The organism is Streptomyces sp. NPDC005263, assembly GCF_042872365.1.
Taxonomy (GTDB): Bacteria; Actinomycetota; Actinomycetes; order Streptomycetales; family Streptomycetaceae; genus Streptomyces.
In genome coordinates, this window is the sequence record NZ_JBIAKJ010000011.1 from 220,486 (window position 1) to 237,904 (window position 17,419).

Consider the following 17,419-nt stretch of genomic DNA (forward strand, 5'->3'; position numbering starts at 1 on the left):
CGCCCCCACGCGTCTCCCCCGACGGACACGACCCTCTCGTGCCTCCTGGGCCGTCGGCCCGGCCGCCGAACCCCCTTCGGCGACCGGGCCGCGGGCTCAGCTCTGGTGGGACTGGTAGTGCGTGACAGCGTCGGAGGTGCGGCCGGCGCCGTACACCCGGAGGAACTCTGCCAGCTCCGGGTGGGTCGAGGTGAGGGTGTCAGCCGCCTCGATGATGTCTCCCGCGGCTGCCACCGAGCGCAGCAGCGACTGGATCTCGCGGACCACCCGCTTGACCGTGGGCGCCCCCGAACTGCTCGTCGTCTGTGTGGTGTTGTTGAGCACCGAGCCCCCCTGCGACTTCTTGATCTCTTCCATGCGCTCGGTCGCCTCGGCCGCACTGACGCTGCCGTCCGCGACCTGCCCCGCCAGGTCCTGCAGCAGCTGCACCCGCTGGACCACCGCGGGATTGCCGATCTTCGCCCGCTGACCGCTCATCAGCTGAGACAGCATCGGCGCTGACAGTCCCAGTACCCCCGCGAGACGAGCCTGGTTGAGGCCAAGATCGTCGATGAGCTTACGGAAGAGTGCCCCCAGCGGCTCCCCGTACCAGTTCCGCTGCAGTTCCCGCGCTCTCGCGGTCGCTTCCTGCTGTGCGGCGTCCATTGCGTCTCCCCATCGCTTCCCCAAAAACCGTGGTTCGCGGTAGCGAACCACGCGGAGCATCTTACGGAGAGTGTTTGTTCGCCGGGACCCCAATCCTTTTGTGGAATCACGGGGGTGACCCGGTACTCTGGTCTGCGGCACCTACCGGTACGTGATTGTTCCGGTGGTTGTTCACCTTTGGGGCCTTAGCTCAGTTGGTAGAGCGCTGTCTTTGCATGGCAGATGTCAGGGGTTCGACTCCCCTAGGCTCCACAACAAGATCCCTCCAACCTGCGGGAACGTGGTTGGAGGGGTCTTTTGCGCGCGGTGTGGGGTGCTCGTGGCACGTCGGTCGGCCGCCGAAAACGGCTCGTGTTTCACGTGAAACCGCCCGCCCGGCACAACGTGCCGTGGGGCAGGAGACCACACGGTCTCCTGCCCCACGGCACGGGCGACGGTGAAATCGTCACTGCCCTTCGTCGCGGTCGGCGCTCTCCTCAGCCTCCTTGGCCTGCACCTCGGGGTCGAGTACGGACTTGCCGCTACCGTCCACCGAGGTCAGCCGGGACGCTTCGGGGACCTCCGTCGCGGCGGGCGGCTCGACCAACCAGTCAGGGTTGGCCTGCTTGTCCCACCACTTCCAGGCGGCGAAGGCGCCGCCCGCCACGAGGCCCGCGACAGCCAGCGCCTTGGCGAGCCGTCCTGCCCGCGCACGCCGCTCCTGCTTGCGGACCAGCTTCTGAATCTGCTTCGGCGAGACCTGACCGCGCAGGGCGGCCAGTGCGGCGGTACTGCGTGCGGCAGCCTCGTTCCGGACCGGCCCCGCCGCGGCCACCGCCAGCCCGATCTTCGGCAGGGAGTAGTCGGCGGCCTGCTTGGCGACCTTCCGGGTACGTGTGGCAGCCTCGTGGGCGGCCTGGTCGACCTTCGGCGGGACATGGGCGAGAGCCTGCGAGCGGGCCTGGTCCAGACGCGGCGCGAGATGAGCGTCGTACTGGACGCGAGCCTGTTCGGCGGCCTGCGTCACCTTCGGCGCGAGCCGTACGCGTGCCTCGTGGGCGTAGTGCGCGGTCCTGTCCTTGGCCGTGTCGGCGTAGGGCGCCACCACTTCCGCGGCGTGCAGCACGCTGTCCTTCGCCGAGCCGGTCGCGGCGCGCACGCTGTCGATGCGGGTCACGGGATCCTCCTCCTCGGTGGCGTACGGTATTTCGACTTTCCACCCTTTTACGGATCATGCATGTTCGGACGAGCCTGGTCATGTGAGGGCAGGCATCCGGGTCATGGCCGCCGACTTCGTGCCAAACCCGATCAAGAAGCACTCAAGAGCTGATCACGCGTACTAGAGGACGAATACAGACAACAAGAACGTGTCACCGACAATGCCGACAATGCCACGGATCGCCACGCGCCGCCCCCGCCCCGTAACCACTTGACCGGATTTCTGTAAGCGAAACCGCCGAAGCCGGACGCACGGGCGGGTGCCAGGCGACGCAAGGCGCGAACCATGCAAGGATCGGTGGGGCACAGGAAGACAACGGAAGGCAGATCGTGGCCGAGCAGCTCTACGCCACCCTGAAGACGAACCACGGCGACATCGAGGTCCGGCTCCTGCCGAACCACGCCCCGAAAACGGTCCGGAACTTCGTCGAGCTCGCCCAGGGCGAGCGCGAGTGGACCCACCCGGCCACCGGAGAGAAGTCCACCAAGAAGCTCTACGACGGCACGATCTTCCACCGCGTCATCAGCGGCTTCATGATCCAGGGCGGTGACCCCCTGGGCACCGGCATCGGCGGCCCGGGATACGAGTTCGAGGACGAGTTCCACCCCGACCTCTCCTTCAACAAGCCGTACCTGCTGGCCATGGCCAACGCCGGCCCGGGCACCAACGGCTCGCAGTTCTTCATCACCGTCTCCCCCACGGCATGGTTGAACCGCAAGCACACCATCTTCGGCGAGATCACCGACCCGGCCGGCCAGAAGGTCGTCGACGCCATCGCCGCCGTCGCGACGACCCGCCCCAACGACCGCCCGGTCCAGGACGTCGTCATCGAGTCGGTCGTCGTCGAGACCCGCCAGGGCTGAGACCTCGGGACCCGCGCGGCCGGCCCACACCTCCCCGGCCTGCGCGAAGGGAACCAATCGCCCCGCTCATCCGTAAGGATGGGCGGGGTGGTGCATGTGCGGACGACGACTTAGGGGATGTCATGGACCAGGCGGCAAGCAGTTCACAAGGCGCGCAGAGCACGCCCGGCTGCTACCGGCACCCGAACCGTGAGACCGGCATCCGCTGCACTCGCTGCGAGCGACCGATCTGCCCGGAGTGCATGGTCAGCGCCTCCGTCGGCTTCCAGTGCCCCGACTGCGTCCGCAACGGCTCCGGCACAGGACACGCCCCGGCGGCCTCCCAGCCCCGCACCCTCGCCGGTGGCACCGTCGCGGCCGACCCCCGCCTGTTCACCAAAATCCTGATCGGCATCAACCTCGCGGTGTTCATCGCCGTCCAGATCTCCCCGTCGCTGCTGAACCACCTGGTGCTCGTCGGCGCGTGGCCTCCGGCACCGTACACGCCGACCATGGGCGTCGCCGACGGCGAGTGGTACCGACTGGTGACCTCGATGTTCACGCACCAGGAGTACTGGCACATCGGGTTCAACATGCTCAGCCTGTGGTGGCTCGGCGGCCCCCTGGAAGCAGCCCTCGGCAGGGCCCGCTATCTCGCGGTCTACTTCATCTCGGGCCTCGCGGGCAGCGCCCTCGCCTATCTGCTCGCGTCCCCCAGCACGGCCACACTCGGCGCCTCCGGCGCCATCTTCGGCCTCTTCGGTGCCACCGCCGTTCTCGTACGGCGGCGCAACTACGACATGCGGCCGATCATCGCCCTGCTGGTGATCAACCTGATCTTCACCTTCAACCCTGCCTTCAACATCTCCTGGCAGGCCCACATCGGTGGCCTCGTCGCCGGTGTCATCACGGGCTACGCCATGATCAACACCCCGCGCGAGCGCCGCGCCCTGGTCCAGTACGGCACCTGCGCGCTGGTCCTGGCCGTGATCGTGGTCATGACCGTGCTGAGGTCGGCCCAGCTCACCTGAGCCGACCTTCCAGGCAGCTGAGCGCCGGTTGTCCACAGTGAGTGTCGGATCTTGTGCATACCGTGCAAGAACGCGCGCATCCTCTGCAGTTGACCCATGTTTCTGCAGGTCAGCGGGGTGTGAACACGTTTTCGATTACCGGTCAGTCAGTCACACCGGCGTCAACACCCGATGAGTTATCCACAGATCGTCTTTTCTTTTCCCCACCGTGTGGACAGTGGCTGTGGATAACTCAGTGGATAGCCCTGGGCAGAGGTGCGTTCACCTGCCTGTGGCCGCTACTTCCACTGGGTCGAGACGCCGAATCCTGCGGCGATGAACCCGAAGCCCACCACGATGTTCCAGTTGCCGAGCTGGTCGATGGGCAGCGAACCGTCGGTCACATAGAAGACGACGATCCAGGCCAGGCCGATGAGGAACATGGCCAGCATCACCGGCGCCACCCAGGCCCGGTTGGTCAGCTTGATGGCGGTCGCCTGCTTCGCCGGCGGCGGCGTGTAGTCGGCCTTCTTGCGGATACGTGACTTCGGCACGAGGGTCTCTCCTGTCGATGCGCTGCGTGGCCGCGCAGGGTACGGGGCTGGCTCCGAGGCAGCGTACAAGGGGACACCGAGTGCTCCCCCGGGCGTCCGTTAGCGTAGTGCTTCCGCGGTGCCGAAGGAGATAAGGGTACGTTGAGCAATTCTGCCGACTTCCCCGGGACGGGATCCAGTCCTGCCCGGAGACGAGGTTTCCGGCCGGTGCGGGTGCTCACGGCGGGCGTCTTCGCTCTCGCCGGGCTCATTTTCTTCACCAGTTTCAACACGGCCAAGGGCACCAATATCCGGACGGACACGTCCTTGCTGAAGCTGTCGGACCTCATCCATGAGCGCAGCGGCAAGAACGGCAAGCTCGACGAGTCCAACGCGGCCTTGCGTAACGACATCGAGTCGCTCGCCGAGCGGGACGACGGCAGCACCAAGGCCCAGGACGACAAGCTGTCCGCCCTGGAGAAGGGCGCGGGCACCGAGAAACTGACGGGAAAGGCGCTCTCGGTCACCCTCAATGACGCCCCGCCGGACGCCACCGCCAAACTCCCGGGCTATCCCGAGCCGCAGCCCGACTACCTGGTCATCCACCAGCAGGACCTCCAGGCGGTGGTGAACGCCCTGTGGCAGGGCGGCGCCCAGGGCATCAAGGTCATGGACCAACGGTTGATCTCCACCAGTGCCGTGCGCTGCGTGGGCAACACCCTGATCCTCCAGGGCCGCGTCTACTCGCCGCCGTACAAGATCACGGCGGTCGGTGACCCGGAGAAGCTGCAGAAGGCGCTGACCGCGTCAGCGGCGATCCAGAACTACATGGTGTACGTCAACGTCTACGGGCTCGGATGGAAAGTCGAAGAGGACGGACGGGTGACTCTGCCCGGCTACTCGGGCACAGTGGATCTGCAGTACGCGAAGCCTGTGGAGTAGCCGCCGGGGGGCTCTGTGTCGGTGCGGGTGATCGTCAGGACCCTCAGCGAGCTCTGTATCACCCTTGGCGCACTGATCGTGCTGTTCGTCGCCTATGTGCTGTTCTGGACCGGCGTGAAGGCCGATCACGTCATGGACGACCAGATCGACCAGTTGCAGGAGCAGTGGTCGCGGGGCAGCGTGCGTCCCACGGCGACGACGTCGCCTCACACGGCCACCCCGACCGGCACGGCAGCCACCCCCGGTGCATCTGGGGGATCCGGCGCCTTGGAGCCCGCTGCGCCGCCGACGTCGTACAAGGGCGGGAAGCCCTTCGCGATCATGTACATCCCGCGGCTTGGTTTCACGTGGAACAAGCCGGTCCTGGAGAACACCGCCACCGGCACCCTGAAGAAGGGGCTCGGTCACTACGCGAACACCGCGCGACTGGGGCAGAAGGGCAACTTCGCGGTCGCCGGCCATCGGCGCACGTACGGCGATCCTTTCAAGGACTTTCCCGAGCTGCGCCGCGGTGACGCGGTGGTGCTCACGGACGGGTCGACCTGGTTCACGTATCGGATCGACAAAGGTCCTTACAAAACCGTTCCCTCGGACATCGAGGTGATCGACCCTGTGCCACGTAAGTCGGGGTATACGCGTCCGGGCCGTTACCTCACGCTGACCACTTGCGATCCGGAGTGGGGGCACAGCCATCGGCTGATTGTCTGGGCGCATCTGGACTCCACACAGCCTGTGGAGGCAGGGAAACCTCGGGCTCTACGCCGTTAGTCTGGTGCGGTACGGCGTGAGTCTGGTGCCGTGGTGCGACGGAAGGGACGGCATGTACGGCTGGATCTGGCGGCATCTGCCGGGGAACGCATGGGTGAGGGCGTTGATCTCACTCGTGCTGGTCGTGGCCGTGGTCTACGTCCTGTTCCAGTATGTCTTTCCGTGGGCGGAACCGCTGCTTCCCTTCAACGATGTGACGGTGGACAACCAGTGACTGCGCGGATTCTCGTCGTCGACAACTACGACAGCTTCGTCTTCAACCTGGTCCAGTACCTGTACCAGCTCGGCGCCGAGTGCGAGGTGCTGCGCAATGACGAGGTGTCGACGGCGCACGCCCAGGACGGCTTCGACGGTGTCCTGCTGTCGCCGGGTCCCGGCACTCCCGAGGAGGCCGGCGTCTGCGTCGAGATGGTGCGGCACTGCGCCACCACCGGCGTTCCCGTCTTCGGCGTCTGCCTTGGCATGCAGTCGATGCAGGTGGCGTACGGCGGTGTGGTGGACCGTGCGCCCGAGCTGCTGCACGGCAAGACCTCGCTGGTCGAGCACGAGGGGCGAGGTGTCTTCGCCGGCCTGCCCACACCGTTCACGGCGACCCGCTACCACTCCCTCGCCGCCGAGCCCGCGACCGTCCCGGCGGAGCTTGAGATCACCGCCCGCACGCACGACGGCATCGTCATGGGCCTGCGCCACCGGGAACTGCCTGTCGAGGGCGTGCAGTTCCATCCCGAGTCGGTGTTGACGGAGCACGGCCACCAGATGCTGGCCAACTGGCTGGTGGAGTGCGGCGACCAGGGCGCGGTGGCGAGGTCGGTGGGGCTCGCCCCGGTGGTGGGCAGGGCCACGGCGTGACCGCGCTGCGCCCCGAGCGTGAGGACTTGTACGGTGGCGCGCCGTACGAGTCCTATGGCTCGGCGCCGTATGAGACCCCGGTCGAGGCGGCGTCGTACGAGCCGTCCCTCGACCCGGTGTCTTACGAGCCCGCGGCCGACCCGCTGTCTTACGAGGGCGCCGGCGACCCGGTGTCCTACGAGGGCGCGGACGAGCAGGTGTCGTACGAGCCCGTCGCCGACCCCGCTCCGTATGTGCCGCCGCTCGACGACGAGACGGTGGCTCTGCGGATACCCGAGCCGCCGGCGGGCGCGGTCGGCGGCGAGTCCATATCCGCGTCTGGCGCCTCATCCGCATCACCTGCCACTGGATCCACCTCGGGTGGCCGTGCGGCCCGCAGAAAGGCCGCCAAGCGCCGCCACGGGCGTCACGGCGGCTCATCGCCTGAGCTGGATCCGGAGTCGGAGCCGGCGGCGGAGGGGAGCCGACCGCTCTCCCGGGTGGAGGCGCGCCGGCAGGCGCGGGCGCGCAAGGCGAGTCCCGGCGTCGTCGCCAGCCGGGCGATCGGCGAGGTGTTCATCACCACCGGTGTGCTGATGCTGCTGTTCGTCAGCTACCAGCTGTGGTGGACGAACGTCCGGGCGCACGCGCAGGCGGACAAGGAGACGAGCAGCCTTCAGGACGGCTGGGCGAGCGGCAAGCGCAACCCGGGCGCCTTCGCACCGGGGCAGGGCTTCGCCATCCTGCACATCCCCAAGCTCGACGTGGTCGTGCCGATCGCCGAGGGCGTCAGCAACAAGAAGGTGCTCGACCGGGGCATGGTCGGTCACTACGGCGAGGGCGCGCTGAAGACGGCGATGCCCGACGCGAAGACCGGCAACTTCGCGCTCGCGGGTCACCGCAATACGCACGGCGAGCCGTTCCGGTACATCAACCGGCTCACCGCGGGCGACCCGATCGTCGTGGAGACGCAGGACAAGTACTACGTCTACAAGATGGCGTCGATCCTGCCGGTGACGCCGCCGAGCAACACCAGCGTCATCGACCCCGTCCCCAAGGGTTCCGGTTTCACCGGGCCCGGCCGGTACATCACGCTCACCACGTGCACGCCGGAGTTCACCAGCAAGTACCGGATGATCGTCTGGGGCAAGATGGTCGAGGAACGGCCGCGCAGCAAGGGCAAGCCGGATGCGCTCGTCCAGTAAGGGCAGATGAACGTGGCAGCGACCACCGACGACACCGAGCACGAAGAGCACACCGGCGCGTCCGCGTCCGCGCCTCCCGAGGCACGTCGCCGCCCCGGCCGTATCGCCACGGCGGTCAGTGTCTTCGGTGAGCTCCTCATCACGGCCGGCCTGGTGCTCGGCCTGTTCGTCGTCTACTCCCTGTGGTGGACCAACGTCGTCGCCGACCGCAAGGCGGACCGGCAGGGCGACAAGGTCCGTGACAACTGGGCGGCCCACCAGGACACCGGTCCCGGTGCGCTGGACACCAAGGACGGCATCGGCTTCCTGCACGTGCCGGCCATGAAGAACGGTGAGGTCCTGGTCGAGAAGGGCACCTCGTCGAAGATCCTGAACGACGGTGTGGCCGGCTATTACACCGACCCGGTCAAGTCCGCGCTGCCGACCACCGGCAAGGACGGCAACTTCTCGCTCGCCGCCCACCGGGACGGCCACGGCGCGAAGTTCCACAACATCGACAAGGTGAAGAAGGGCGACCCGATCGTCTTCGAGACGAAGACCGAGTGGTACGTCTACAAGGTCTTCGCGATCCTCCCCGAGACATCGAAGTACAACGTCAAGGTCCTGTCGAAGGTCCCCAAGGAGTCCGGCAGGACGAAGGCGGGCCACTACATCACCCTGACGACGTGCACGCCGGTGTTCACGTCCCGGTACCGGTACGTGGTGTGGGGGGAGTTGCAGCGCGTGCAGAAGGTGGACAGCGAGCGGACGCCGCCGAAGGAACTGGGGTGAGGTGACTGAGTTTCTTCCGGTAACTCAGTCACCTACCATGGCGAAGGCCCGAAGCCGCAACTAGATCTTGCGGCTTCGGGCCCTGCTGGCTGTTGCCTATCGCAGTGCCTTGAGACGCACTCCGGCGCTCCACTCCTCCAACTCGTCGCGGTTCACGGTGATGACTCCGCTGAGATCGGCGATCGCCTGGGCTTCGCTGCTGAAGTTGCAGGTGGCGACGAACAGGGCGACGTCCGCACGGCCCACGGCGCGCGCCGCGCCGGCGAACTTCTGCATGTCGGCACTGGGGACGGACGAGCGACCGGCGCGGTTCTTGCACTGCACGGCGAGGGTCCGGCCATCGGCTGTGTGTCCCGTGATGTCGATGCCCCTGTCGGTGCGGGCCTGTCGTACGACGACGTCCGTACAGCCGTCACGCTGCAGCAGGTCGGCCACATGGCGCTCGAACGCCTGCCAGGTCATGGCCTTGAGCTGGGCCCTCACGGCGTCTGTCGGGGCTTCTCCTTCCAGGGTCCGGAGGCGGCTGTGGTGCCAGCACAGCTTGCGTTCGACGTTCTCGATGTCCTGGCGGAGCTCGATGAGTTCGCGGCGGTGTTCGCCTGACGTCTCGATCAGGGCGTTGAACATCGGGACGACGGTCTTGCCGAGGATGTGGGTGAGGCGCTGGTCGATGCGGTCGTCGAGGGAGCCGGTGTCTGTGGCGGTGGGGTTTTCCACAGGCTGTGTGCGCGCCAGGTGCTCCATGTCGAGGAGATACCGGCGTACCTGACGGGCGACTTCGCTGTCGCGGAGGAGCATGGCGATGTTGAGTACCGCACGCCGGGAGTAGATGGTGAGGCTCCGGCGGGCTTGTGGATAACTGCCCAGTGAGAGTGACACGTTGTCACTCTCGAATTTCTGCAGGTCAGCGCCTCGAAGAACCGTCATGCCGTTGACGTCCAGCTCTTCGCGGTGGCGCTTTGTGAGCTGCCGGATGACTTCGATGGTCACGCCGAAGTACGTCGCCACCATCGCCGTAGTCACATGCATCCCGTCCGGCAGCAGCGACAGTGCCTTGACCCTGTCGAGTACGTCTGTGCGCTCCAGCACGCTGCCGCGCAGGCTCTTCGATTCCAGGAGCGCCGATTCGTTGATCACGTTCAGCCCGTCCGTCCGTTCGTGGCGTGGCCGTGCGGCCAGGGCAGAGCTCCGACAGCCCACCCCAACCGATCAACGAGTCGTCGGATGGGAAGGCACGATCGATGCGGGTACACCCGTCCGTCGGGAGACGGCCACGAGAAAGCCCCAGCGCCCTGCGAACAGGTGCTGGGGCTTCGCTCGTGCCAGGGGGACGTGGGGTCCGTCCGCCGGCGGGCCGCTATCCGGTGCCGCCGCCGAAGAATCCTCCGCCGCCGTTGCCACCGTTGCCGCCGCCATTGCCGCCGTCGCCGCCGATGGTCGTCAGCGTGACCGTGGTGTTTGCCGGGTCGTCGTTGATCTCGGAGTTGCCCTGCGGATCCTGCTGGGTCACGAACGCGGTGTCGCTCTGGTTGCTTCCGTTGGCGAACTGGATGTTGGTGAAGCCGGCCGCCTGGAGGGTCTGCTTGGCCTGTCCGACCGTCTGGCCGACGACGCTGGGAACCTGTGTCTTCTGCGGGGCTGCCTTGCCGACCTTCATCTCCACCGTGGAGTTCTTGTCAGCCTGGGAGCCCGCCGACGGCGTGGTCTCGATGACCTTGCCGACCTGGTTCTGGTCCTGGACCTCCACGTCGGTGCAGTTGCCGACGAGGTTGTTCGCCGTCATCTGTGCCTTGGCGGCGTCACAGGACTGGTCCAGGACGTCCGGGACGGTGGCCTTCTCCTCGGCCTTGGCGATGGTGAGGGTGATCGTCGAGCCCTTCTCCTGTTCCGTGTCGCCCTCGGGGTCCTGGCTGATGACGACGCCTGGATCACGATCGGACACCTCGGTCTTCTGCTCGACCTCAAATCCCTTGTCCGTCAGATCGGACTTAGCCTTTTCGAAAGTCAGGCCCGTGACGTTCGGAACCGCGACCTTCGGCGCCCCGGTCGAGATCACCAGGTTGACAATGGTCTGCTTCTTGACCTCTGCCTTGGCCTTGGGATCTTGGTCGCATACCGTGCCCTTGGTCTGGTTCTCGCAAGGCTTCTGCGTGACCGTTCCTACCTTCAGGTCGCTGTTTCTCAATTGCGACCTCGCGTCAGCTTCTTTCAGGCTGATGAGGTTGGGTACAGGCACGGTGTCGTTGGCCACCCCGTCACCCGCGAAGATCCACTTCCCGATCAGAATCGCGCCGACGAGTACCAGAACCCCCGCCACCACCAGCAGAATCGTCGACGTGTTCGACTTCTTCGGGCGGCGTCGGCCCGGGCGGTCGTCGTAGCCGTAGCCGCCGTCGTCCGGGTTCATCGGGGGGAGCATGGTCGTCGCCCCGGCGCCCGCGTCGGAGCGCAGGGCGGTCGTCGGCTGGTCGTCGGGGTAGCCGCCGTAGCCCACGGAGCCCATCGCGGCGGTGGCCGCGACCGGCTGGCCGTCGAGGCAGGCCTCGATGTCGAGGCGCATCTCGTCGGCCGACTGGTAGCGATAGTTCGGGTCCTTGACCAGCGCCTTCAGGACGATGGCGTCCATCTCGGGCGTCAGCTCGGGATCGAACACCGACGGGGCCTGGGGCTCTTCCCGGACGTGCTGGTACGCGACCGCCACCGGGGAGTCGCCGACGAACGGCGGGCGGACCGTCAGGAGCTCGTAGAGCAGGCAGCCCGTGGAGTAGAGGTCGGACCGCGCGTCGACCTGCTCGCCCTTGGCCTGCTCCGGGGAGAGGTACTGGGCGGTGCCGATGACCGCGGATGTCTGGGTCATCGTCATGCCGGAGTCGCCCATGGCGCGGGCGATGCCGAAGTCCATCACCTTGACCTGGCCGTTGCGCGTCAGCATGACGTTGGCGGGCTTGATGTCGCGGTGGACGATGCCGGCGCGGTGGGAGTACTCCAGGGCCTGGAGGATGCCGATGGTCATCTCCAGCGTGCGCTCCGGCAGCAGCTTGCGGCCGCTGTGGAGTAGCTCACGCAGAGTGGAGCCGTCGACGTACTCCATGACGATGTACGGGATCGAGACCCCGTCGATGTAGTCCTCGCCCGTGTCGTAGACCGCGACGATCGCGGGATGGTTGAGCGAGGCGGCCGACTGGGCCTCCCGGCGGAACCGGGCCTGGAAGGACGGGTCGCGTGCGAGGTCCGCACGCAGCGTCTTCACCGCCACGGTGCGGCCGAGGCGCGTGTCCATGGCGAGGTATACCTCCGCCATGCCACCACGGCCGAGCACCTGGCCCAGCTCGTACCGGCCGCCGAGGCGACGCGGCTCTTCCATAGCTTGCTACCAGCCCTCTCCGTCGGTCCCGGCTCGCACGGCTCGTGCGGGCCGGAGGCTGCCGTCCGGGCCTACCGTACCCGTCTGGCTCTGTGTGACCTGGCCAAGCCCGTCACCCGATACAGGACCGGTATCGCAACGTGCACCGATGTGAAGGGGACGTGAGCGGGGTCACTTCTTGCTGTTGATGACTGCCTCCATCACGCTCTTGGCGATGGGCGCCGCGAGGCCACCGCCGGAGATGTCGTCACGGACGGCGGCGTCGTCCTCGACCACCACGGCCACGGCGACCGGTGAGCTGCCGTCGGCGAGCTTGGCGTACGAGAGGAACCAGGCGTACGGGTTCTTGCTGTTGTTCTCGCCGTGCTGGGCGGTACCGGTCTTGCCGCCCACGGTGATGCCGCCGCCGATCTGCGCGTTCGTGCCGGTGCCGTCCTTGACGACGGTCTCCATCATCGACTGGAGGATCTGGGCGTTCTTCGGCGACAGGGGCTGGCTCAGCTTCTCCGGCTCGGTCGACTCGACGGGGTCGAGGCTGGGGGCCTGGAGCTTGTCCACCATGTACGGCTTCATCAGGGTGCCGTCGTTGGCGACGGCCGAGGCGACCATGGCCATCTGCAGCGGGGTCGCGGCGGTGTTGTACTGGCCGATGGAGGACAGCGCGGTCTGCGACTGGTTCATGTCGTCGGAGAAGACCGAGGCGCTGGAGCGGACCGGCGTGAACTGTTCGGCGTCGAAGCCGAACTTCTTGGCCTCCGCCAGCATCTTGTCGTTGCCGAGGTCGGCTCCGACCTTGCCGAAGACGCTGTTGCAGGACACCCGCAGCGCCTCGCGCAGGGTGGCGTTCTTGCAGGGGATGTTCCCCTCGTTCTTCAGCGGCGTCGTGGTGCCCGGCATGATCCACGGCAGCGGCGAGTTCGTCTTGACGTCCGCGCTGTCGTAGAGGCCGTTCTCCAGGGCGGCGGCCGCAGTGACGACCTTGAAGGTGGAGCCGGGCGGGTAGACCTCGCGCAGTGCCCGGTTCAGCATCGGGTCGTTGGGGTTGTTCTTCTTGTCCAGCTTCTTCCAGGCCTCGGCGTCCGACTCGCCGCCGCCGGCGATCGTGGAGGGGTCGTACGACGGGTACGAGGCCAGCGCCAGGATCTTGCCGGTAGAGGGGTCGAGGGCGGCGACGGCGCCCTTGGCGCCCTGCTTCTTCAGCCCGTTGTACGCGGCCTTCTGCGCGGCGGCGCTGAGGGTGGTGACGACGTTGCCGCCTTCCCTCTCCTTGCCGGTGACCATGTCGAGGGTGTTGCGGAAGAACAGCCGGTCGTCGTTGCCGGTGAGGATGCCGTCCTCGATGTTCTCGAGCTGGTTGGCGCCGTAGGCCTGGGAGACGAAGCCGGTGACCGGCGCCCACATCGCGCCGTTCTTGTACGTGCGCTTGTACTTGAAGTCGCCCTTCGACGTAGCGGTGTGCCCGGTGATCGGGCTGCCGCCGACGATGATGTCGCCGCGGGGCGTGGCGTAGCGCGCGATGGCGACGCGGCGGTTGTCGGGGTCCTCACGCAGGGTGTCGGCCTGGACGTACTGGATCCAGTTGTCGCGGGCGAGCAGTGCCAGGACGAGGAGTCCGCAGAAGATCGCGATCCGGCGCAGGGGCTTGTTCATGACGGGCGGACCACCTGGGTCATCTCGGCGTCGGGGCTGGGGGCGGGGGCGGGCGCCGGGCGGCGTGCGGTGTCGCTGATGCGCAGCAGGATGCCGATCAGGGCCCAGTTGGCGATGACGGAGGAGCCGCCGTACGCGACGAAGGGCAGGGTCATGCCGGTCAGCGGGATGAGGCCCATGACACCGCCCGCCACGACGAAGACCTGGAGGGCGAAGGCGCCGGACAGGCCGACGGCCAGCAGCTTGCCGAACGGGTCGCGGGCCGCGAGTGCGGTGCGCACACCGCGTTCCACGATCAGGCCGTAGAGCAGCATGATCGCCATGACGCCGGCCAGGCCCAGTTCCTCGCCGAAGGTGGCGAGGATGAAGTCGGAGTTGGCGGCGAAGCCGATGAGGTCGGAGTTGCCCTGGCCGAGGCCGGTGCCGAGGGTGCCGCCGGAGCCGAAGGCCCAGAGGGCCTGCATGGCCTGCTCGGAGTGGACGATGCCGTCCTTGACCCCGGAGCGGCTGAGAGCGAACTCGTGCGCCGGGTCGAGCCAGGCCTGCACACGCGTCTGGATATGCGGCTCGAAGCTCGCCACGCCGACGGCGCCGACCGCGGACATCAGCAGACCGAAGACGATCCAGCTGGTCCGCTCGGTGGCGACGTACAGCATGATGATGAACATCCCGAAGAACAGCAGGGACGTTCCGAGGTCGGTCTCGAACACCAGGACGAGGATCGAGATGACCCAGACGACGAGAATCGGACCGAGGTCGCGACCACGCGGCAGGTACAGGCCCATGAAGCGGCGGCTGGCCAGGGCCAGGGCGTCTCTCTTGACCATGAGGTAGCCGGCGAAGAACACCGCTAGGGCGATCTTCGCGAACTCGCCGGGCTGGAGGGTGCCGAGGCCGGGGATCTTGATCCAGATCTTGGCGCCGTAGACGTTCGCGCCGAGTCCGGGGACGAGCGGCAGGACCAGCAGGAACAGCGCGCCGGCCATGGAGATGTAGGTGTAGCGCTGCAGGACGCGGTGGTCCTTGAGGAAGATCAGGACGACCACCAGCAGGCTGACGCCCATCGCGGAGTACAGCAGCTGGCGGGGTGCGGCCGCGACGAAGTCGTCGCTCGCCTGCAGCCGTTTCGACTGGTCCAGTCGCCAGATGACGACCAGACCGATCCCGTTCAGCAGGGTCGCCAGAGGCAGCATCAGCGGATCGGCGTACGGCGCGAACTTCCGGACGACGAGGTGACCGACGCCTGCGAGCAGGCCGAGACCGAGACCGTAGCTCAGCAGTCCGGGCGGGACCTCGTCGTTGATCGCCAGTCCTACGTTGGCGTACGCGAAGACCGGGATGAGGACGGCGAACACCAGCAGGGCGAGCTCGGTGTTGCGCCGGCTCGGCGTTCCGATCGAGCCGATCGTGGACGTGTGGTGCGTCGACGGGTTGGTTGTACTGCTCATCGTGTGACGGGGCCTCTCACGGCTTGCCTACTGCGTACCGCACTGCGAGACGACCTTCTGCTCTTCCTCCGAGAGAGTGGGGCCGGGGTTGGGAGCAGCGGGTGCGGTCGTGGACGGGGACGGGGAGGACGGCTGCGAACCCGACGGGTTGGGTGTCGGTGTCGCCTTGGACGTGAGGGAGGTGCGGGTGGTTCCCGTGGTGCCCCCGGCCTCGCCCGCGCCGGTCTTGGAGTTCTGCTGGCTCTCGGCCGTCTGCTGCTGGGACTGCTTCTGGCACGCGGAGGCCTGGACGGACAGCTCGGTGATCTTCTTCTGGGCGCTCTTCAGGTCGCCCTCGGCGATCGTGCTCTCCACCAGCTTCTGCTGGTACGGCGGCAGGTACTTGAGTTCGATCTCGGGGTGGTCCTTCGACACCTTCGAGAGCGACATCCAGGCCAGGTCCTGGCTGATGCCCTGGTACAGCGCGACGTGCTCGCCGTTGGTGCCGACGTAGTACTGGGTCTGCGTCCAGCGCCAGCCGCCGTAGAGGCCGCCGCCGATGACGCCGAGCGCGAGCACGAGGTAGACGGATCTCTTCAGCCACCTGCGGCCCTTGCGGTGCTTGACGAAGTCGTCGTCGCCGTAGTCGCCGAAGCTGCCGTCGGGAACGTAGCCGGTGGTGTCGGCGGAGCCGTGCGGGCCGTACTCGCCGCCTGAACCGCCCTGTCCGTGCGCGTGGCGGCCGAGCCCGGAGGCGCGGCCCGCCGGGGTCTGCATGATGCCGTTGTCGCTCAGGTGGTTCTGGTTCTCGGCGACCGCGCCGACGACGACCGGGGTGTCGGACAGCTGCCCGGCGAGAGTGTCCCCGGTGTCGAGGTCGAGGACGTCGGCGATGATGACCGTGATGTTGTCGGGGCCGCCGCCGCGCAGTGCGAGCTCGATCAGGTTCTGGACGGTTTCGTGGGGGCCCTGGTAGCTGGCGAGGGTGTCCTCGAGGGTCTGGTGGGACACCACCCCGGACAGGCCGTCGGAGCAGATCAGGTAGCGGTCGCCGGCGCGGACCTCGCGGATGGAGAGGTCGGGTTCGACATGGTCGCCGCTGCCCAGCGCGCGCATCAGCAGGGAGCGCTGCGGGTGGGTGGTGGCTTCTTCCTCGGTGATCCGGCCCTCGTCCACCAGGCGCTGCACCCAGGTGTGGTCCTGCGTGATCTGGGTGAGGACGCCGTCGCGGAGCAGGTAGGCGCGCGAGTCGCCGACGTGTACCAGGCCGAGCCGCTGGCCGGTCCACAGGAGGGCGGTGAGCGTGGTGCCCATGCCCTCGAGTTGCGGGTCCTCCTCGACCATCGCGCGCAGCTGGTCGTTGGCGCGCTGGACGGCGGTGCCGAGGGAGGTGAGGACGTCGGAGCCGGGTACGTCGTCGTCGAGCGCGACGATGGTGGAGATGGCCTCGGAGGAGGCGACCTCGCCGGCCGCGGCGCCGCCCATGCCGTCCGCGATGGCGAGCAGGCGCGGACCGGCGTATCCGGAGTCCTCGTTGCCCTCCCGGATCATGCCTTTGTGCGATCCGGCGGCGAAGCGCAGTGACAGACTCATGCGCACCTCGCCCGTCGGCTCCGGGTACATCCGCACGGTGCCCACCCTCCGGTCGGGAGCGCGCCGGGGCCCGGGGTGGGGGCCGCCGCTGCGTGCTCGCTCCGCTCGCGCCTATTCATGATGTAGCACTACTTCCGCAGCTCGATGACGGTCTTGCCGATGCGGATCGGCGCGCCCGGTCCGATCGGTGTGGGGGTCGTCAGCCGCGTTCGGTCGAGGTACGTGCCGTTGGTGGAGCCCAGGTCCTCGACGATCCACTGTCCGTCACGGTCCGGGTAGATCCTGGCATGACGGCTGGAGGCGTAGTCGTCGTCCAGCACGATGGTGCTGTCGTGGGCCCGGCCCAGGGTGATGGTCTGGCCCTGGAGTGCGACGGTGGTGCCGGTGAGTGTGCCTTCGGTCACCACCAGCTTGGTGGGGGCGTTACGACGCTGCCGGCCCCCGGCGGCCTGCTGGCGCTGCTGCGGGGGCGCGGCCTGTCGGGCGGCCTGCTGGGGCCGTCCGCTCTCCCGGCGCGAACCGCGCTGGGTGACGCGCGTACCGAACAGGTCGCTGCGGATGACCTGCACGGCCACGATCACGAACAGCCACAGTACGGCTAGGAAACCCAGCCGCATGACCGTGAGGGTCAGCTCTGACATTG

At 67.5% G+C, this 17,419-nt stretch carries 17 protein-coding genes and 1 tRNA gene; 9 read left to right on the plus strand and 9 right to left on the minus strand.

All coding sequences use genetic code 11. The features are described from left to right. Positions 1-96: 96 nt before the first annotated feature. Positions 97-645, minus strand: a complete 549-nt coding sequence (locus ACFYRY_RS37280; RefSeq protein ID WP_389156111.1) for a helix-turn-helix domain-containing protein — start codon at positions 643-645, stop codon at positions 97-99. 179 nt (positions 646-824) lie between these two features. Here ACFYRY_RS37280 and ACFYRY_RS37285 point away from each other — a divergent pair. After that, a tRNA-Ala gene (locus ACFYRY_RS37285) sits at positions 825-897 on the plus strand. Between the two features lie 193 nt (positions 898-1,090). Here the strand turns inward: ACFYRY_RS37285 and ACFYRY_RS37290 are convergent. After that, positions 1,091-1,801 carry a DUF5324 family protein gene (locus tag ACFYRY_RS37290; RefSeq protein WP_389156114.1) on the minus strand — a complete coding sequence of 237 codons (711 nt, stop codon included), beginning with the start codon at positions 1,799-1,801 and terminating at the stop codon, positions 1,091-1,093. 371 nt (positions 1,802-2,172) lie between these two features. Here ACFYRY_RS37290 and ACFYRY_RS37295 point away from each other — a divergent pair, with 371 nt between their 5' ends. Both ACFYRY_RS37295 and ACFYRY_RS37300 read left to right on the plus strand, forming a co-directional pair. After that, positions 2,173-2,706: a peptidylprolyl isomerase gene (locus ACFYRY_RS37295; protein WP_356764820.1), complete on the plus strand. Its 534-nt coding sequence runs from the start codon at positions 2,173-2,175 to the stop codon at positions 2,704-2,706. Positions 2,707-2,828: 122 nt separating this feature from the next. Continuing rightward, positions 2,829-3,716 (plus strand): rhomboid family intramembrane serine protease, encoded by an 888-nt coding sequence (locus tag ACFYRY_RS37300; protein ID WP_389156117.1) that lies wholly within the window; start codon positions 2,829-2,831, stop codon positions 3,714-3,716. A 278-nt stretch (positions 3,717-3,994) separates the two neighbouring features. Here ACFYRY_RS37300 and crgA read toward each other — a convergent pair whose 3' ends face one another. Next, the gene (crgA, locus tag ACFYRY_RS37305; RefSeq protein WP_030665812.1) at positions 3,995-4,249 is read right to left on the minus strand and encodes a cell division protein CrgA; all 255 of its coding nucleotides are present in this window, start codon (positions 4,247-4,249) and stop codon (positions 3,995-3,997) included. Between the two features lie 141 nt (positions 4,250-4,390). On the opposite strand from crgA, the gene ACFYRY_RS37310 reads away from it, so the two are divergent. From ACFYRY_RS37310 to ACFYRY_RS37335, 6 genes are read left to right on the plus strand one after another with little or no spacing between them, the layout of a single operon-like run. Beyond that, positions 4,391-5,170 carry a DUF881 domain-containing protein gene (locus ACFYRY_RS37310; protein WP_389156120.1) on the plus strand — a complete coding sequence of 260 codons (780 nt, stop codon included), beginning with the start codon at positions 4,391-4,393 and terminating at the stop codon, positions 5,168-5,170. 21 nt (positions 5,171-5,191) lie between these two features. Continuing rightward, on the plus strand, positions 5,192-5,938 hold the full coding sequence (locus ACFYRY_RS37315) for a class E sortase (RefSeq protein WP_389156122.1): 747 nt from the start codon (positions 5,192-5,194) through the stop codon (positions 5,936-5,938). A 52-nt stretch (positions 5,939-5,990) separates the two neighbouring features. Further along, positions 5,991-6,152 carry a hypothetical protein gene (locus ACFYRY_RS37320; protein WP_389156125.1) on the plus strand — a complete coding sequence of 54 codons (162 nt, stop codon included), beginning with the start codon at positions 5,991-5,993 and terminating at the stop codon, positions 6,150-6,152. Then, positions 6,149-6,787 carry an aminodeoxychorismate/anthranilate synthase component II gene (locus ACFYRY_RS37325; protein WP_389156128.1) on the plus strand — a complete coding sequence of 213 codons (639 nt, stop codon included), beginning with the start codon at positions 6,149-6,151 and terminating at the stop codon, positions 6,785-6,787. The genes ACFYRY_RS37320 and ACFYRY_RS37325 overlap by 4 nt, the downstream gene beginning before the upstream one ends. Next, positions 6,784-7,971 (plus strand): class E sortase, encoded by a 1,188-nt coding sequence (locus ACFYRY_RS37330; protein ID WP_389156130.1) that lies wholly within the window; start codon positions 6,784-6,786, stop codon positions 7,969-7,971. The genes ACFYRY_RS37325 and ACFYRY_RS37330 overlap by 4 nt, the downstream gene beginning before the upstream one ends. A 12-nt stretch (positions 7,972-7,983) precedes the next feature. Continuing rightward, positions 7,984-8,742, plus strand: coding sequence for a class E sortase (locus tag ACFYRY_RS37335; protein WP_389156262.1), 759 nt, complete (start codon positions 7,984-7,986; stop codon positions 8,740-8,742). Between the two features lie 96 nt (positions 8,743-8,838). Here ACFYRY_RS37335 and ACFYRY_RS37340 read toward each other — a convergent pair whose 3' ends face one another. The 6 genes from ACFYRY_RS37340 to ACFYRY_RS37365 all read right to left on the minus strand — a co-directional run bounded on the left by ACFYRY_RS37340 (position 8,839) and on the right by ACFYRY_RS37365 (position 17,417). Then, positions 8,839-9,879, minus strand: a complete 1,041-nt coding sequence (locus ACFYRY_RS37340; protein ID WP_389156133.1) for a restriction endonuclease — start codon at positions 9,877-9,879, stop codon at positions 8,839-8,841. A gap of 220 nt (positions 9,880-10,099) precedes the next feature. Continuing rightward, positions 10,100-12,106 carry a Stk1 family PASTA domain-containing Ser/Thr kinase gene (gene pknB, locus ACFYRY_RS37345; protein WP_389156136.1) on the minus strand — a complete coding sequence of 669 codons (2,007 nt, stop codon included), beginning with the start codon at positions 12,104-12,106 and terminating at the stop codon, positions 10,100-10,102. A 171-nt stretch (positions 12,107-12,277) separates the two neighbouring features. Then, entirely contained in the window at positions 12,278-13,756 is a 1,479-nt protein-coding gene (locus ACFYRY_RS37350) for a peptidoglycan D,D-transpeptidase FtsI family protein (RefSeq protein WP_389156139.1), read from the minus strand. Continuing rightward, entirely contained in the window at positions 13,753-15,204 is a 1,452-nt protein-coding gene (locus tag ACFYRY_RS37355; RefSeq protein WP_389156142.1) for an FtsW/RodA/SpoVE family cell cycle protein, read from the minus strand. Before ACFYRY_RS37355 ends, ACFYRY_RS37350 begins: the two co-directional genes overlap by 4 nt. 27 nt (positions 15,205-15,231) lie before the next feature. Beyond that, positions 15,232-16,806, minus strand: a complete 1,575-nt coding sequence (locus ACFYRY_RS37360; protein ID WP_389156265.1) for a Stp1/IreP family PP2C-type Ser/Thr phosphatase — start codon at positions 16,804-16,806, stop codon at positions 15,232-15,234. Between the two features lie 98 nt (positions 16,807-16,904). Then, on the minus strand, positions 16,905-17,417 hold the full coding sequence (locus ACFYRY_RS37365) for an FHA domain-containing protein (RefSeq protein WP_356764845.1): 513 nt from the start codon (positions 17,415-17,417) through the stop codon (positions 16,905-16,907). Between the last annotated feature and the right edge of the window lie 2 nt (positions 17,418-17,419).

Coding starts and splice junctions, on each gene's coding strand:
- ACFYRY_RS37280 (WP_389156111.1), bottom strand. CDS start 645: ATGGACGCCGCACAGCAGGAAGCGACCGCGAGAGCGCGGGAACTGCAG.
- ACFYRY_RS37300 (WP_389156117.1), top strand. CDS start 2,829: ATGGACCAGGCGGCAAGCAGTTCACAAGGCGCGCAGAGCACGCCCGGC.
- ACFYRY_RS37320 (WP_389156125.1), top strand. CDS start 5,991: ATGTACGGCTGGATCTGGCGGCATCTGCCGGGGAACGCATGGGTGAGG.
- pknB (WP_389156136.1), bottom strand. CDS start 12,106: ATGGAAGAGCCGCGTCGCCTCGGCGGCCGGTACGAGCTGGGCCAGGTG.
- ACFYRY_RS37350 (WP_389156139.1), bottom strand. CDS start 13,756: ATGAACAAGCCCCTGCGCCGGATCGCGATCTTCTGCGGACTCCTCGTC.
- ACFYRY_RS37355 (WP_389156142.1), bottom strand. CDS start 15,204: ATGAGCAGTACAACCAACCCGTCGACGCACCACACGTCCACGATCGGC.
- ACFYRY_RS37360 (WP_389156265.1), bottom strand. CDS start 16,806: ATGTACCCGGAGCCGACGGGCGAGGTGCGCATGAGTCTGTCACTGCGC.
- ACFYRY_RS37365 (WP_356764845.1), bottom strand. CDS start 17,417: ATGTCAGAGCTGACCCTCACGGTCATGCGGCTGGGTTTCCTAGCCGTA.